The organism is Streptomyces sp. SID11385 (assembly GCF_010548245.1).
Classification (GTDB): domain Bacteria; phylum Actinomycetota; class Actinomycetes; order Streptomycetales; family Streptomycetaceae; genus Streptomyces.
Genome location: NZ_JAAGLR010000847.1, coordinates 1 through 14,191, shown reverse-complemented (window position 1 = coordinate 14,191; position 14,191 = coordinate 1). Strand labels below are relative to the sequence as shown.

The 14,191-nt window shown below is 71.6% G+C and carries 15 protein-coding genes; 5 read left to right on the top strand and 10 right to left on the bottom strand.

Translation table 11 applies throughout. The features are described 5' to 3' along the window. A partial coding sequence (locus G3I42_RS25735; RefSeq protein ID WP_164289770.1) for an MBL fold metallo-hydrolase occupies positions 1–290 on the top strand: 290 nt, incomplete at its 5' end. Between the two features lie 152 nt (positions 291–442). After that, entirely contained in the window at positions 443–1,264 is an 822-nt protein-coding gene (locus G3I42_RS25730; RefSeq protein ID WP_164289768.1) for a DUF3097 domain-containing protein, read from the top strand. A gap of 7 nt (positions 1,265–1,271) precedes the next feature. Here G3I42_RS25730 and G3I42_RS25725 read toward each other — a convergent pair whose 3' ends face one another. Next, positions 1,272–1,847: a Uma2 family endonuclease gene (locus G3I42_RS25725; RefSeq protein WP_164289766.1), complete on the bottom strand. Its 576-nt coding sequence runs from the start codon at positions 1,845–1,847 to the stop codon at positions 1,272–1,274. Between the two features lie 193 nt (positions 1,848–2,040). Between G3I42_RS25725 and G3I42_RS25720 the strand changes: the two genes are divergently transcribed. Next, positions 2,041–2,655 carry an HAD family phosphatase gene (locus G3I42_RS25720; RefSeq protein ID WP_164289764.1) on the top strand — a complete coding sequence of 205 codons (615 nt, stop codon included), beginning with the start codon at positions 2,041–2,043 and terminating at the stop codon, positions 2,653–2,655. 40 nt (positions 2,656–2,695) lie between these two features. Here G3I42_RS25720 and hemW read toward each other — a convergent pair whose 3' ends face one another. The 4 genes from hemW to lepA all read right to left on the bottom strand — a co-directional run bounded on the left by hemW (position 2,696) and on the right by lepA (position 8,528). Next, on the bottom strand, positions 2,696–3,928 hold the full coding sequence (gene hemW, locus G3I42_RS25715; RefSeq protein WP_164289762.1) for a radical SAM family heme chaperone HemW: 1,233 nt from the start codon (positions 3,926–3,928) through the stop codon (positions 2,696–2,698). Positions 3,929–3,973: 45 nt separating this feature from the next. Further along, positions 3,974–4,192 (bottom strand): hypothetical protein, encoded by a 219-nt coding sequence (locus G3I42_RS25710; protein ID WP_164289760.1) that lies wholly within the window; start codon positions 4,190–4,192, stop codon positions 3,974–3,976. A gap of 183 nt (positions 4,193–4,375) precedes the next feature. Next, positions 4,376–6,265, bottom strand: a complete 1,890-nt coding sequence (locus G3I42_RS25705) for a long-chain fatty acid--CoA ligase (RefSeq protein ID WP_164289758.1) — start codon at positions 6,263–6,265, stop codon at positions 4,376–4,378. 397 nt (positions 6,266–6,662) lie between these two features. Next, entirely contained in the window at positions 6,663–8,528 is a 1,866-nt protein-coding gene (gene lepA, locus G3I42_RS25700) for a translation elongation factor 4 (RefSeq protein ID WP_164289757.1), read from the bottom strand. A gap of 255 nt (positions 8,529–8,783) precedes the next feature. On the opposite strand from lepA, the gene rpsT reads away from it, so the two are divergent. Continuing rightward, on the top strand, positions 8,784–9,050 hold the full coding sequence (gene rpsT / locus G3I42_RS25695; RefSeq protein WP_007827162.1) for a 30S ribosomal protein S20: 267 nt from the start codon (positions 8,784–8,786) through the stop codon (positions 9,048–9,050). 246 nt (positions 9,051–9,296) lie between these two features. After that, the gene (locus G3I42_RS25690) at positions 9,297–9,650 is read left to right on the top strand and encodes a VOC family protein (protein WP_164289755.1); all 354 of its coding nucleotides are present in this window, start codon (positions 9,297–9,299) and stop codon (positions 9,648–9,650) included. Between the two features lie 158 nt (positions 9,651–9,808). On the opposite strand, the gene holA is transcribed toward G3I42_RS25690, so the two are convergent. From holA to G3I42_RS25665, 5 genes are all read right to left on the bottom strand, one after another. Further along, positions 9,809–10,792: a DNA polymerase III subunit delta gene (holA, locus tag G3I42_RS25685; protein ID WP_164289752.1), complete on the bottom strand. Its 984-nt coding sequence runs from the start codon at positions 10,790–10,792 to the stop codon at positions 9,809–9,811. 110 nt (positions 10,793–10,902) lie between these two features. Continuing rightward, complete coding sequence (locus G3I42_RS25680; RefSeq protein WP_343244666.1) at positions 10,903–11,163, bottom strand: hypothetical protein; 261 nt, start codon at positions 11,161–11,163, stop codon at positions 10,903–10,905. Between the two features lie 63 nt (positions 11,164–11,226). After that, positions 11,227–12,111, bottom strand: a complete 885-nt coding sequence (locus G3I42_RS25675) for a YceI family protein (protein ID WP_164289748.1) — start codon at positions 12,109–12,111, stop codon at positions 11,227–11,229. A gap of 206 nt (positions 12,112–12,317) precedes the next feature. Beyond that, positions 12,318–13,103, bottom strand: coding sequence for an SDR family oxidoreductase (locus G3I42_RS25670; RefSeq protein WP_164289746.1), 786 nt, complete (start codon positions 13,101–13,103; stop codon positions 12,318–12,320). Positions 13,104–13,198: 95 nt separating this feature from the next. Next, on the bottom strand, positions 13,199–14,191 hold a 993-nt coding region (locus G3I42_RS25665), incomplete at its 5' end, for an MBL fold metallo-hydrolase (protein ID WP_164289744.1).

The following is a 14,191-nucleotide window of genomic DNA, read 5'->3' as shown; positions in this document are numbered from 1 at the left end:
GGCGGCGCGTGCTGCTCGCCGACGCGGGGCCCGGGCACTCGGGCCACGACCTCGTGCTCGTGGTGCCGGGCGAGCGGACGGTGGTCTTCTGCGGAGATCTCGTGGAGGAATCGGGCGAGCCGCAGGCGGGGGCCGACGCGGTCCCGGCGCGGTGGCCCGAGGCGCTGGACCGGCTGCTCGCGCTGGGCGGCGACGAGGCGGTGTACGTGCCGGGGCACGGTGCGCTCGTGGACGCGGCGTTCGTACGGCGCCAGCGTGACGCGCTGGCGCGGCGGTTCGGGGTGGCGTGAGCGGCCGAGGGATACGAGCGGCCCGGGGGCGGGGGCGCGTCCGCGGGTGGTGAGCGGGCCGGTGTCGGCATGCTGCATGTCCGGGCGGTGCGACGGGCCCGTACGGCGTGTCGTGGTCGCCCGGACGGCCGTACGTTCCTATCGTCCTAGGAATGCGCGCGTACTCTCCCGACCTCACCCCGCCCTGGAAGAAGCGGCGGACCGTCCCTCAGGTCCCGCTGGAGCGGGATCTCGTCGTGGAGGAGGTGGCGAGCGGGTTCTGCGGCGCGGTGACCGGCTGGGAGAAGACGGCGCAGGGGCTCGTCGTGTCGCTGGAGGACCGTTTCGGCAAGACGCGGGTCTTCCCGCTCGTGGAAGGCGGTTTCCTGCTGGAGGGCCGCGCGGTCACGCTCGTACGGCCTTCCGCGGCTCCGGCGGCCCCTTCGCGTACCGCCTCCGGTTCCCTCGCGGTTCCGGGGTCGCGGGCGCGCGTGGCGCGGGCGGGGCGGATCTACGTGGAGGGGCGGCACGACGCGGAACTGGTGGAGCGGGTGTGGGGCGACGACCTGCGGATCGAGGGCGTCGTGGTCGAGTACCTGGAGGGCGTCGACGATCTCCCCGCGATCGTCGAGGAGTTCGCGCCGGGGCCCGACGCGCGGCTCGGCGTCCTGGTCGACCACCTGGTGCCGGGCTCGAAGGAGGCGCGGATCGCGGCGGACGTCGCGAGCCCGCACGCGCTGGTCGTGGGGCACCCGTACATCGACATCTGGGAGGCGGTGAAACCGTCCTCGGTCGGCATCGCGGCCTGGCCCCGCGTCCCGCGCGGGCAGGACTGGAAGACGGGCGTCTGCCGCGCGCTCGGCTGGCCGGAGAACACGGGCGCCGCCTGGCAGCACATCCTCTCCCGCGTCCGTTCGTACAAGGACCTGGAACCGGAACTGCTCGGCCGCGTAGAGGAACTGATCGACTTCGTGACGGTTCCCGACCAGTCCTGACCGTTTCTCAGGGCCGTCGGTGCAGCCGTACGGGCGGCAGCGTCCCGAACTCCCCGGTCGCGATCTCCACGTCCCCGAGCACGGCGAGCGGCACCGGCTGCCCGAACTCCCGGGCGCGCTCGACCTCGTAGTCCGCCTTGTCGCCCTCCCCGGAGGGCTCCGTGAGGAGGAGACAGCGGGCGGCCATGGGGTCGATGATCAGGTAGGCGGGGATCTTGGCGGCGGCATAGAGCGAGCGCTTGACGCCGTAGTCGCGGTCGATGCTGGTCCGGGAGACGACCTCGACGACGAGTTCGACCACGGAGGCGGGCAGCGCGAGACCGTCGTGGTCCGTGAAGTCCCCGGCTCCGACGAGGACATCGGGGCGTGGCGCGCTGTCCGGGCACCCGGCCGGACGGACGAGCTGGCGGCTCAGCCGTCGCCACGGCGGACGCGGGACCTGGTCCGTCACGGACTCGACGATCGTGTTGTGCACGAGGTCCTCGCCACCGGTCCACACGATCTCGCCCGCGAGGAGTTCGCCCCGGTACCCCTCCGGTGCCTCCGTCGCGGCGAAGAGTGCGTACGGGCTGCGCAAGGGCATCGTTCCTCCGGTCGTCTCGGCCGTCCCGCGCGGTCACGGGCAGCGTGGCAGCTTCGGAGGAGCCGATCCGCCCCGTTCCCCGCCGCCCACCCGTACGAGGAAACGCGCCCACGGCGTTGACCTTCCCCCCAGGGCAGACCCCAGCCTGCCCCCACGCAGGGGCGGCCCTTCGCCCCAGGAGGAGGAACACCGGATGAAAGCGCTCGTGCTCGACATAGGCGGCGTCCTTGAGTTCACGCCCGAGACGGGCTGGGTCGCGCGCTGGGAGGAGCGGCTCGGGCTCGCGCCCGGGGCGGTGGGGGCCCGGATGGCGGACGTGTGGGAGGCGGGGGCGGTCGGGCGGATCGACGAGGCGGCGGTGCGGGAGCAGGTGGCCGTGCGGCTCGGGCTCGGCGCCGCCGGGCTCGACGCCTTCATGGACGACCTGTGGGCGGAGTACCTGGGGGCCCCGAACACCGAGCTGATCGCCTTCGTCCGGAGCCTGCGCGGTCGCTGCCGCCTCGGCATCCTGAGCAACAGCTTCGTCGGCGCGCGCGAGCGCGAGGCGGCCCGGTACGGCTTCGACACGCTGGTCGAGCACCTCTCGTACTCGCACGAGACCGGCCTCAACAAGCCCGATCCGCGCGCCTATACGGCCGTGTGCGAGGGGCTGGGCGTACGGGCCCGGGACTGCCTCTTCGTCGACGACGCCCCGCCGAACGTCGCGGCGGCGGAGACGGCCGGAATGAGTGCACACCTGTTCACCGAGAACGCCGGCACCCTCGCCCGCATCCGCGCACACCTGTACACCGAAATCCCCGCGGACTGAGAGCCGTCCAGCGCACACCCGTACACCGACCGCCGCCTCGTCAGTCCACGAGGTCCCGCACCACCGCGTCGGCGAGCAGCCGCCCCCGCAGCGTGAGAACGGCCGCCCCCTTCGCGTACGCCCCGGGATCGAGGAGTCCGTCGGCGAGGTGCCGTGCTGCGGCCTCGCGACCCGCCGGGAGGAGGAGGTCGAGGGGGCAGCCCTCGCTCAGTCGCAGTTCCAGAAGGATGCGCTCGACCCGGCGGTCCTCCGCGCCGAGCAGTTCGCGGCCGGCCCCCGGGGAGCGGCCCTCGGCGAGCGCGGCGGCGTAGGCACCGGGGTGTTTCACGTTCCACCAGCGGACGCCCCCGACGTGGCTGTGCGCCCCCGGCCCCGCTCCCCACCAGTCGGCGCCGCGCCAGTACAGCTCGTTGTGCAGGCAGCGCGCGGGTTCGCCGGTCGCCCAGTTGGAGACCTCGTACCAGTCGAAACCGGCCTTCGCGAGGAGTTCGTCGGCGATGAGGTAGCGGTCGGCGTGCTCGTCGTCGTCGGTCATCGGGATCTCGCCGCGCCGGATGCGGCGGGCGAGGCCGGTGCCTTCCTCGACGATGAGGGCGTACGCGGAGACGTGGTCGGGCCCCGCGCCGATCGCCGCTTCGAGCGAGGCACGCCAGTCCGCGTCGCTCTCGCCCGGGGTGCCGTAGATGAGGTCGAGATTGACGTGCTCGAACCCGGCCGCGCGCGCCTCGGCGACGCAGGCTTCGGGCCGGCCGGGGGTGTGGTTGCGGTCGAGGACGCGCAGGACGTGCGGCTTGGCGCTCTGCATCCCGAAGGAGATGCGGTTGAAACCGCCCTCACGGAGGGTTTCGAGGTACGCGGGGTCGACGGACTCCGGGTTCGCCTCGGTCGTCACCTCGGCGTCGGGCGCGAGGCCGAACTCGTCCCGTACGGTGGCGAGCATCCGTACGAGGTCGGCGGCGGGCAGCAGCGTGGGCGTACCGCCGCCGAAGAAGACGGTGCGGGCCGGGCGCGGGTCCTCGCCGAGCACTCGGCGCGCGAGGCGGATCTCCTGGGCGAGGGTGTCGGCGTAGTTGTCGCGCGAGGCGAGTACGCCGCCCGTACCGCGCAGCTCGGTCGCCGTGTACGTGTTGAAGTCGCAGTACCCGCAGCGGCTGGCGCAGTAGGGGACGTGCAGGTAGAAGCCGAGCGGGCGCCCGGCGGCCCCGTCCAGGGCCTGCGCCGGAAGCGCCCCGTTCTCGGGCACGGGCTCACCGTCGGGAAGTGCGGAAGGCATGGGGTCCATTGTCCCAGGCCCGAAGCGGTCACCGAGCGTGAGCCTCTAGGCAGCCCACTCGCCGGGTCCCTCGCCGCGCCAGTCGATGAACCCGCCGTCGGAGGCCACGGCCCCTTCGGCGTCCTCCAGCCCCGCCCGCCGCAGGAACTCCACGAGGTCGCCCATCCCGTACGCCACCCCCAGCACCTCCCCGTCCACCTGCACCCGCCGCCCTCCGTCACTCCCGGGGGGATGAACGACAACGGGCGCAGAGGATGAGTTCATACGACGATCATGCAGCGAACCGACCCCTCCCGCACACCCGCCACGGCCTCAACCAGAACATCCACCCCGCACCCGCACATCCACCCCGCGCCACACTCCAGCCCCTCCGGCGTTTGAGGAGCGGGGTGTGGGGCAGAGCCCCACGAAGGGTGCCCCCTCCGCAGAGAGGGCACCCCACCCCCGTCACGCCTCCCGCGCCCCCGCGTACATCTCGTCCAGCAGATACCCGTACTCCCGCTCCACCACCGGCCGCTTGATCTTCAGGCTCGGCGTCAGCTCCCCGTGCTCGATGTCGAGGTCCCTCGGCAGCAGCCGGAACTTCTTCACGGTCTCCCACCGCTGGAGCCCTTCGTTCAGCTCCCGCACGTACCCGTCGACCATCTCGACGGTCTTCGCGTCGGCCACGATCTCCTCGTACGGCTTGCCGTCGAGCCCGTTCTCCTTCGCCCAGGCGAGCAGCGCCTCCTCGTCGAGCGAGATGAGCGCGGAGCAGAAGTTGCGGTCCCCGCCGTGGACCAGGATGTTCGACACGTACGGACAGATCGCCTTGAACTGGCCCTCGACCTCGGCCGGGGCGATGTACTTGCCGCCGGAGGTCTTGATGATGTCCTTCTTGCGGTCGGTGATGCGCAGATAGCCGTCCACGGACAGTTCGCCGATGTCGCCGGTGTGGAACCAGCCGTCCGGCTCCAGGACCTCGGCGGTCTTCTCGGGCAGCCCGTGGTAGCCGGCCATGATGCCGGGGCCGCGCAGCAGGATCTCGCCGTCCTCGGCGATCCGCACCTCGGTGCCGGGGAGCGGCTTGCCGACCGTGCCGGTGCGGTACGCCTCCCCCGGGTTCACGAACGAGGCCGCGCTCGACTCCGTGAGCCCGTATCCCTCCAGAATGTGCACCCCGGCCCCGGCGAAGAAGAAGCCGATCTCCGGGGCGAGCGCCGCGGAGCCGGAGATCGCGGCGCGCAGCCTGCCGCCCATCGCCTCGCGGATCTTGCCGTAGACGAGCCGGTCGGCGACGGCGTGCTTCGCGCGCAGCCCGAAGGGGACGGTCGCGGTCCCGGTGCGGCGGAAGTTGTCCTGCGAGGTCTTCGCGTACTCGCGGGCGATCCCGGCGGCCCACTGGAAGATCTTGAACTTGGCGTCGCCGCCCTCGCGCGCCTTCGCGGCGACGCCGTTGTAGACCTTCTCGAAGATGCGGGGCACGGCGGCCATGTAGGTGGGCCGGACCACGGGAAGGTTCACGATGATCTGGTCCACCCGGCCGTCGACGGCGGTGACGTGCCCGACCTCGATGTGCCCGGAGGTGAGCACCTTGCCGAAGACGTGGGCGAGCGGCAGCCAGAGGTACTGGACGTCCTCCTCCAGGACCATCCCCGTCGCCTTGATCGCTTTGGCCATGTAGGACCACGCCTCGTGCGGCAGGCGCACGCCCTTGGGGCGGCCCGTCGTGCCGGAGGTGTAGATCAGCGTCGCGAGCTGGTCCTTCGTGATCGCCTCGATGCGCTCCTTGATCGCCTCGGGGTGCGTGGCGAGGTACTCCTGACCGCGCTTCTCCAGGTCGGCGAGGGTGAGCAGCCAGCCGTCCGGGTCCGCGGCGTCCGCGGTGACGCCCTCCGCGTCGAGAACGACGACATGGTGCAGTTCGGGGAGCCCGGCACGGTTCTCGCGTACCTTCGCGAGCTGCGTCGCGTCCTCCGCGAAGACCACACGGCTGTCGGAGTCGGCGAGGATGAACGCCGATTCCTTCGTGTTCGTCGAGGGGTAGACGGTCGTGGTCGCGGCGCCCGCGCACATGATGCCGAGGTCGATGAGGATCCACTCGACGCGGGTCGCCGCGGCGAGCGCGACGCGCTGCTCGGGCTCGATGCCGAGCACGATGAGCCCGGCCGCGATCCGCTCGACGCGCTCGTCGGCCTGCGCCCAGCTCAGCGAGGCCCAGTCCGACGGCCCCTCGCCGGAGGCGGGCGGCACCGGGTAGCGGTACGCCTCCGCGTCCGGGGTCGCGGCGACGCGCTCCAGGAAGAGGTGCGCCACGGAGGGCGGACGGTTCTCGATCATGGTCTGTGTGTCGCTCACGACATCCTCCGGGCCCGCGACTCTGCGTGCGACTGGTAGTGAATGGTTCGAGACGTGTACTGAGCGTTCCTGCGCGTTGTTTAACTGGTGAGTAACTAAGGGGTGGTGATCAGAGTAGAACGAGCCTGGCCTGCGCGTAAGGGCCTGACACCCGCTCTGTTCACCACATCCGCCCCGCCCGCCCCTTCCGTCCCGGCTCCGCTTCCGGTAAGGGCCTCCCGGTACGGACCGGGAGGCGGGGCTCGCGATACGGGCCGGGCGCACGCGCGCATACGGGGCCGTCGTCGCCCCCGTACGAGCAGCCGGGCACGACGACGGGCCCCGCGCCTCAAGGCGTACGGGGCCCGTCGGGCCGGAACCGGTGCGGCGCCCGCCCCGCCGCGGGGCGGGCGCGCGGCTACTTCTTCTTGCCGCCCGGCTCGTCGCTGGAGAGGACGGCGATGAAGGCTTCCTGCGGAACCTCCACGGACCCCACCATCTTCATGCGCTTCTTCCCCTCCTTCTGCTTCTCCAGGAGCTTCCGCTTGCGGGAGATGTCACCGCCGTAGCACTTGGCGAGGACGTCCTTGCGGATCGCGCGGATCGTCTCGCGGGCGATGACCCGGGAGCCGATCGCGGCCTGCACCGGGACCTCGAAGGCCTGGCGCGGGATGAGCTCCTTGAGCTTGGCGACGAGCCGCACCCCGTAGGCGTACGCGGCGTCGCGGTGGGTGATCGCCGAGAAGGCGTCGACCTTGTCGCCGTGCAGGAGGATGTCGACCTTGACGAGCTGCGCGGTCTGCTCGCCCGTGGGCTCGTAGTCGAGCGAGGCGTATCCGCGCGTCTTGGACTTGAGCTGGTCGAAGAAGTCGAAGACGATCTCGGCGAGCGGCAGCGTGTAGCGGATCTCGACGCGGTCCTCGGAGAGGTAGTCCATCCCGAGGAGGACGCCGCGCCGGCTCTGGCACAGCTCCATGATCGGGCCGATGAACTCGCTCGGCGCGAGGATCGTCGCGCGCACGACCGGCTCGTAGACCTCGTCGATCTTCCCCTCGGGGAACTCGCTCGGATTGGTGACGGTGTGCTCGGTGCCGTCCTCCATGATCACGCGGTAGACCACGTTGGGCGCGGTCGCGATCAGGTCGAGACCGAATTCGCGCTCAAGACGCTCACGGATGACGTCCAGGTGCAGCAGACCGAGGAAACCGACGCGGAAGCCGAAGCCGAGCGCGGCGGAGGTCTCCGGCTCGTAGACCAGCGCGGCGTCGTTGAGCTGGAGCTTGTCGAGCGCGTCGCGCAGCTCGGGGTAGTCCGAGCCGTCGAGCGGGTAGAGGCCCGAGAAGACCATGGGCTTCGGGTCCTTGTAGCCCCCGAGCGCCTCCTCGGCGCCTTTGGACTGGCTGGTGATCGTGTCACCGACCTTTGACTGCCGCACGTCCTTCACGCCCGTGATCAAGTACCCGACCTCGCCGACGCCGAGACCGTCGGCGGCGAGCATCTCGGGCGAGTTCGTACCGATTTCGAGCAGTTCGTGGGTCGCGCCGGTCGACATCATGCGGATGCGCTCGCGCTTGTTCAGCTGACCGTCCACGACACGTACGTACGTGACGACACCGCGGTACGAGTCGTACACCGAGTCGAAGATCATCGCGCGCGCCGGGGCGTCCGCGACCCCGACCGGGGCCGGGATCTGCGCGACGACCTGGTCGAGCAGCGCCTCGACGCCCACGCCGGTCTTCGCCGAGACCTTGAGCACGTCCTCCGGCCCGCAGCCGATGAGGTTCGCCAGCTCCTCGGAGAACTTCTCGGGCTGCGCGGCCGGGAGGTCGATCTTGTTGAGGACCGGGATGATCGTGAGGTCGTTCTCCATCGCCAGGTAGAGGTTGGCGAGGGTCTGCGCCTCGATGCCCTGGGCCGCGTCGACGAGGAGGATCGTGCCCTCGCAGGCGGCGAGCGAGCGAGAGACCTCGTAGGTGAAGTCGACGTGGCCGGGGGTGTCGATCATGTTGAGGATGTGCGTGCTGCCCTGCCCCTCGCCCTCGGTGGGGGCCCAGGGCAGCCGCACGGCCTGCGACTTGATCGTGATGCCGCGCTCCCGCTCGATGTCCATGCGGTCGAGGTACTGGGCGCGCATCTGCCGCTGCTCCACCACCCCGGTCAGCTGGAGCATCCGGTCGGCGAGCGTGGACTTGCCGTGGTCGATGTGCGCGATGATGCAGAAGTTCCTGATCAGCGCCGGGTCGGTACGGCTCGGCTCGGGCACATGGAGAGGGGTCGCGGGCACGCGGGGTCCTGATTCTTGAGGCGTCCGGCACGGAGCGGCCGGCCGCCTCTGGCTCGGGCTTCGGGCAGTCGGTCGGATATGTAGGCACCCATCGTCCCATGCGCGACGGGCGACAGGCGGTTTGGGCCGCTCGGCGAGCGACTGCTAGCCTGGTGCACTGTGTGTCTCCCGGCCCTCTCAGCTCGGGGACACGCGCACTCAACCGAAACATTCGCGCGGTTCCGGCCGCGCGCTTGCAGCTGAAAAGGCTCTTTCGTGGCGAACATCAAGTCCCAGATCAAGCGGAACAAGACGAACGAGAAGGCGCGCCTGCGCAACAAGGCCGTCAAGTCCTCGCTCAAGACCGCGGTCCGCAAGGCCCGCGAGGCCGCTGCCGCGGGTGACGTCGAGAAGGCCCAGGAGCTGACGCGTGTCGCCACGCGCAAGCTCGACAAGGCCGTCTCCTCCGGCGTCATCCACAAGAACCAGGCCGCCAACAAGAAGTCGGCGCTTGCTTCGAAGGCCGCTTCCCTCCAGGGCTGAGCCTCCTCCGCCTTCCGGCACCGACCGTCGTCCCCGGGACGACGGGGACCCAGCGGGCCCTCTCTACCGCTCCCCGTCCCGTCCCGACAGATCCCGTATGCGGCCTAGCGTTCGCCACGCGGGTGCGGGATCGCGCCGGCCCACAGCCGCCGAAGGCACACAGGACTCGACCGATGACCCCGCCACCGTCCATGCGACGGGGCGGGGTCATCGGCGTACCGGCACGATCACCACGGGGGTGCGGGCATGGCGAACCGCTGGGTCGGCGTGACCGTCGACTGCGTCGACGTGGAACGCGTCGCGGCCTTCTGGAGCACGCTCCTGGACCGGCCGCGCGGCCCCTCGATGCCCGGCTGGGTCTACCTGGGCCACGTCGACGACGCGCAGCCCCGCCTCGTCTTCCAGCCGGTGCGTGAGCCGCGCCGGGGAAAGGTCCGTCTGCACCTCGATGTCGCGGTGGACGACATCGCGACGGGCATCGCCCAGGTCCTCGCCCTCGGCGGCGGCGCGACGGGGGAGCGCCACGAGTACGAGGAGGGGGTCGTCGTGATCATGACGGACCCCGAGGGCCACGAGTTCTGCTTGGCGCAGTTCTACTGAGTTGGCACAGTTCTACTGAGTGGGCGCAGTTCTGCTGAGGGATGCCGGCCGCTCAGTTGACCGCTTCGGGCGGCTCCGCCGAGGGCTTCGGGCCTCTCGGCGCCGGGGGAAGCCGCCGACCGGCGGAAGCCGCGCCGCCGACCTGCGGGCGCCGCGCCTCAGCGGCGGGAACGGGCCGCGCGGGCGACCGTCACGATCGCCTTCTCCAGGGCGTACTCCGGGTCGTCGCCGCCACCCTTCACCCCGGCGTCCGCCTCGGCGACCGCGCGCAGTGCGAGCGAGACGCCGTCCGGGGTCCAGCCGCGCATCTGCTGCCGCACCCGGTCGATCTTCCACGGCGGCATGCCCAGCTCGCGGGCCAGGTCGGCGGGGCGCCCGCCCCGCGCCGAGGAGAGCTTGCCGATGGCCCGCACACCCTGTGCGAGCGCGCTCGTGATCATGACGGGCGCGACGCCCGTGGACAGCGACCAGCGCAGCGCCTCCAGCGCCTCGGCGGCCCGGCCCTCCACGGCCCGGTCGGCGACCGTGAAGCTCGACGTCTCCGCGCGGCCCGTGTAGTAGCGCCCGACGATCGCCTCGTCGATGGTGCCCTCGACGTCCGCGGTGAGCTGCGAGACCGCCGCGGCCAGCTCGCGCAGGTCGCTGCCGATCGCGTCCACGAGCGTCTGGCACGCCTCGGGCGTCGCCGAACGCCCCGTCGTACGGAACTCGTTGCGCACGAAGGCGAGCCGGTCGGCCGGCTTCGTCATCTTCGGGCACGGGACCTCACGCGCCCCGGCCTTGCGTGCCGCGTCGAGCAGCCCCTTGCCCTTGGCCCCGCCCGCGTGGCACAGCACGAGCACGACCTCGTCCACGGGCGTGGGCAGATAGCCCTTGACCTCCTTGACCGCGTCGGCGGAGAGGTCCTGCGCGTTCCGCACGACGAGGACCTTGCGCTCCGCGAAGAGCGAGGGACTCGTCAGCTCGGCGAGTCCGCCGGGCTGGAGCTGGTCGGGCGTGAGCTCGCGCACATCGGTGTCGGCGTCGGCCGCCCGCGCGGCGAGCACCACCTGCCGCACCGCGCGGTCGATCAGCAGCTCCTCCTGCCCCACGGCGAGCGTGAGCGGAGCGAGCGGGTCGTCGTCAGCGTTTTTCCTGGCCATCACCGCCAAGCATCCCACGCGCCACCGACAACGAGCCCGGCCCCGGCGACGGCGACCGGCCCACCGTCACGGCGCTGCCCATCCACCATGACGACGCCGACCCCCCACCGTCACGGTGTCTCGTGCCAGCCGTCCCACTCACTCGCGAACTCGTCCAGTTCACGCGCGTCGAACTCCCCCGCGTCCTCGGAGAGCACGATCAGCCACTGCGCGTCCTCGGCATCGTCCTCGCCGGCCAGTGCCTCGCGCACGATCTCCGGCTCGCTGCCGAGCTCGTAGCGGCGGGCCAGTTCCTCGGCCGCCTCCTCGGCGGCGTCACGGTCGGGCAGCACCAGCACGTGCGCCACGTTCACGTCGTTCTCGTCGTTCACGCGGAGATCCTGCCGTATGCGCCGCGTTGTCCCGACCACGGGGTCCGTACCCGGCCCCGCGCCTCACCCCTGCTTCGGAATGACCTGGACGTCCAGCTCGATGGTGATGCTCGGGCCGACGACGGCGATCCCGCGCGCGAGCATGGTCTGCCAGCTCACGGTGTAGTCGTCGCGGTGCAGTTCGGTCGTCGCCCGGCACGCCGCCCGCTGCTCCCCCTCCATGCCATTGCCCAGGCCCAGGTAGTCGACGTCGAGCGTGACCGTGCGCGTCACCCCGTGGAGTGACAGTGCTCCGGTGACGCCCCAGCGGCCCCCGCCCCGGTGCGCGAACCGCTCGCTGTAGAACTCCAGCGTCGGGTACGCGCCCACGTCGAGGAAGTCCGCGGAGCGCAGGTGGTCGTCCCGCATCCGTACGTTCGTGTCGATCGAGGCCGCGTCGATCAGCACGTGCATCGCGAAGTCCTCGACCCGCTCACCGATCCGCACGACCCCGGCGAAGGTGTTGAACCTCCCGTGCACCCGGGCGAGCCCGATGTGCCGCGCGGTGAACGCGATCGACGAGTGCGTCGGATCGATCTCCCAGTCGCCCGGCGAGGGCAGCGCGGGCGGCGCAGCCGCCTGGAGCGTGAGCGCGCCGAGGTCGGTGTGCTCCCCGTCCCGTACGAGGACATCGCCCCGGTGCGGCGTGTACCCCTCGCTCCCGACCGCGAGCCGGTACTCGCCCTCCGCGACCGAGACCACGAAGGAACCGAACGGATCGGCCCCCGCCGTGGCCACCTTCCGCCCCCGCGCGTCGGTGAGCGAGCACTCCGCCCCGGCGAGCGGCTCGCCCACCGGATCGAGCACCCGGCAGCTGAACAGCCCAGCTCCGTCCGGGAGAACCGCTTCCGCGAGCGCCGTTCTCCCACGCCCGCCACTCACACGGTTCTTCGTCCCCAGGCCGAACATCTACCGGACACCCCTGCTTTTCGTGATCGATTTTGAGCCCTCAGGCTCAAACATTCGACCACTGCTGAGGCTTTCGAGGCAACACGGGGCCACATCGTAGGAATGCCGGACACCCCCCGAGCTCCACCGTTTGACCTGAATTTGACATTCCGATTGGCGTCCCTCCAGCTCACCTCCGTTACGTGCGGTAAGTCCAGCCTCCCTCCCTACGCGAATCCACCATTGCTCATGAGCAGTTGACCGTTGACCCACTGCCCGCGCGGCGAACACAGGAAGTCGACGAGGTGCGCGGTGTCCCGCGGGGTGCCGAGCCGGCCGAGCGGCGTCGCCTCGCGCACGTGCTCCCGCGTCTCCCCCGGCATCCACCCGGTGTCGACAGGCCCCGGATTGATCACGTTCGCCGTGACGCCGAGGCCGGCCAGCTCCCGCGCCGCCGCGCGCGTGATCCGGTCCAGCGCCCCCTTGCTCGCCCCGTACGGCAGGTTGCCCGCCGTGTGATCGCTCGTGAGCGCCACGATCCGCCCGCTGCCGTGCGGCCCCCTGAACCGCCGCCCGTACTCCCTGATCATCAGCCAGCTTCCCCGCGCGTTCACCGCGAAGTGCCGGTCGAAGCTCTCCACCGTCGTGTCGAGCAACCCCGAGTCCACCGACTCGCAGTGGCACAGCACCAGCGCCGTCACCGCGCCGAGCCGGCTCTCCACCTCCGCGAAGACCCGCTCCGGCGTTTCCGGGTCCGCGAGATCCGCCTCGATCGCCGCGCACGCCGCCCCTCGCTCCACCAGCTCCGCCCGGATCGCCTCGTTCGCTCCTTCCTCCTCACCCCACTCCATCCGCGCGTCGTACGCGTTCCAGTGCGTGAACGCGATGTCCCACCCCGAGAGCGCCAGTTGGCGCACCACCCCGGCCCCGATACCGACCGTGCGCCCCACCCCGGTCACCAACGCGACAGGCCGCGCACCGGACGTGTCCCGTACTTCTCCACTCGCAGTCATCCCCTCATGCTTGGCTCCCCCTGCTCCCCCATCCACCCCTTTTCCGCACCACGCCCCACCGCCACCCTCATCCACAGGCTCCCCCTACCCGGCCCTCACCGCTCCCTGGCCACACCCAGCGGTACCGCCCCCTTCCCTTCCCCCGCTCCGCCCCGTCCTGCCGCAGGGCCGCCCGTCACCGCCAATCCCCCGTGCTGATCTGTCCGTTCGACGAGTGCTCCGGTGCCGCGCAGGGCGTCGAGCGTACGAGAGGCCGGGTGCCCGTACTCGTTGTCGGCTCCGACCGAGACCAGCGCAAGCCGGGGCGCCACCCGTCTCAGCCACTCCCCCTCCTGATAGGCCGAACCATGGTGCGGCACCTTCAGCACATCGACGCGCGGGGCCCCGCCCGGCCGCCGCAGCAGCTCCCGCTGCACCGCCGGCTCCACGTCCCCGGCGAGCAACAAGCGCACCCCACCGGTCCGCACCGACAGCACGAGACTCGCGTCATTGGGCCCGTCGTCGCCGACCGGGCCACCGCCCGCGGGTGGCCAGATCACCTCCCAGCTCACCCCGCCGACCGCCCGCCGCTCCCCCGCCGCCGCGGTGAGCACCGGAACCCTGTGCTCCGCCGCCGTACGCCGCACCGCCGCCGCCTGCCCCGCCGGTTCCGCGAGAGCCGTCGTCTGCACGGCCCCGACCGCCCGGCCCCGCAGCACCCCTTCGAGCCCCGCCACATGATCGGCGTGGAAGTGGGTCAGCAGCACGAGCGGCACCCGCCGCACACCGAGCCGGTCGAGGCACCCGGCCACCAGGTCCGGATCGGGCCCCGCGTCGACCACCACCGCGGTGCCCGCCCCGGCGGCGAGGACGGTCGCGTCCCCCTGCCCCACGTCGCACATGACGAACCGCCACCCGGCCGGCGGCCAGGCCCCCAGCGCCCGCGTCACCGGCACCGGCCGCACCACGGCCAGCACCAGGAGCAGCGCGCACCCGCAGACCAGCCACCGCGAGCGCAGCATCAGCCTGCCGAGCGGTACGAGCACCAGCACCATCCCCGCGAGCAGCCCGGCCCCCGCCCAGCCGCCGGGCCACGCGAGCCCCGCCCC

What these genes read in the sequence shown, in the direction of transcription:
- G3I42_RS25710 (WP_164289760.1), bottom strand. Translation starts at nt 4,192, where the DNA reads ATGAACTCATCCTCTGCGCCCGTTGTCGTTCATCCCCCCGGGAGTGAC.
- G3I42_RS25720 (WP_164289764.1), top strand. Translation starts at nt 2,041, where the DNA reads ATGAAAGCGCTCGTGCTCGACATAGGCGGCGTCCTTGAGTTCACGCCC.
- G3I42_RS25725 (WP_164289766.1), bottom strand. Translation starts at nt 1,847, where the DNA reads ATGCCCTTGCGCAGCCCGTACGCACTCTTCGCCGCGACGGAGGCACCG.
- hemW (WP_164289762.1), bottom strand. Translation starts at nt 3,928, where the DNA reads ATGCCTTCCGCACTTCCCGACGGTGAGCCCGTGCCCGAGAACGGGGCG.
- holA (WP_164289752.1), bottom strand. Translation starts at nt 10,792, where the DNA reads ATGGCCAGGAAAAACGCTGACGACGACCCGCTCGCTCCGCTCACGCTC.
- G3I42_RS25730 (WP_164289768.1), top strand. Translation starts at nt 443, where the DNA reads ATGCGCGCGTACTCTCCCGACCTCACCCCGCCCTGGAAGAAGCGGCGG.
- G3I42_RS25690 (WP_164289755.1), top strand. Translation starts at nt 9,297, where the DNA reads ATGGCGAACCGCTGGGTCGGCGTGACCGTCGACTGCGTCGACGTGGAA.
- G3I42_RS25670 (WP_164289746.1), bottom strand. Translation starts at nt 13,103, where the DNA reads ATGACTGCGAGTGGAGAAGTACGGGACACGTCCGGTGCGCGGCCTGTC.
- G3I42_RS25675 (WP_164289748.1), bottom strand. Translation starts at nt 12,111, where the DNA reads ATGTTCGGCCTGGGGACGAAGAACCGTGTGAGTGGCGGGCGTGGGAGA.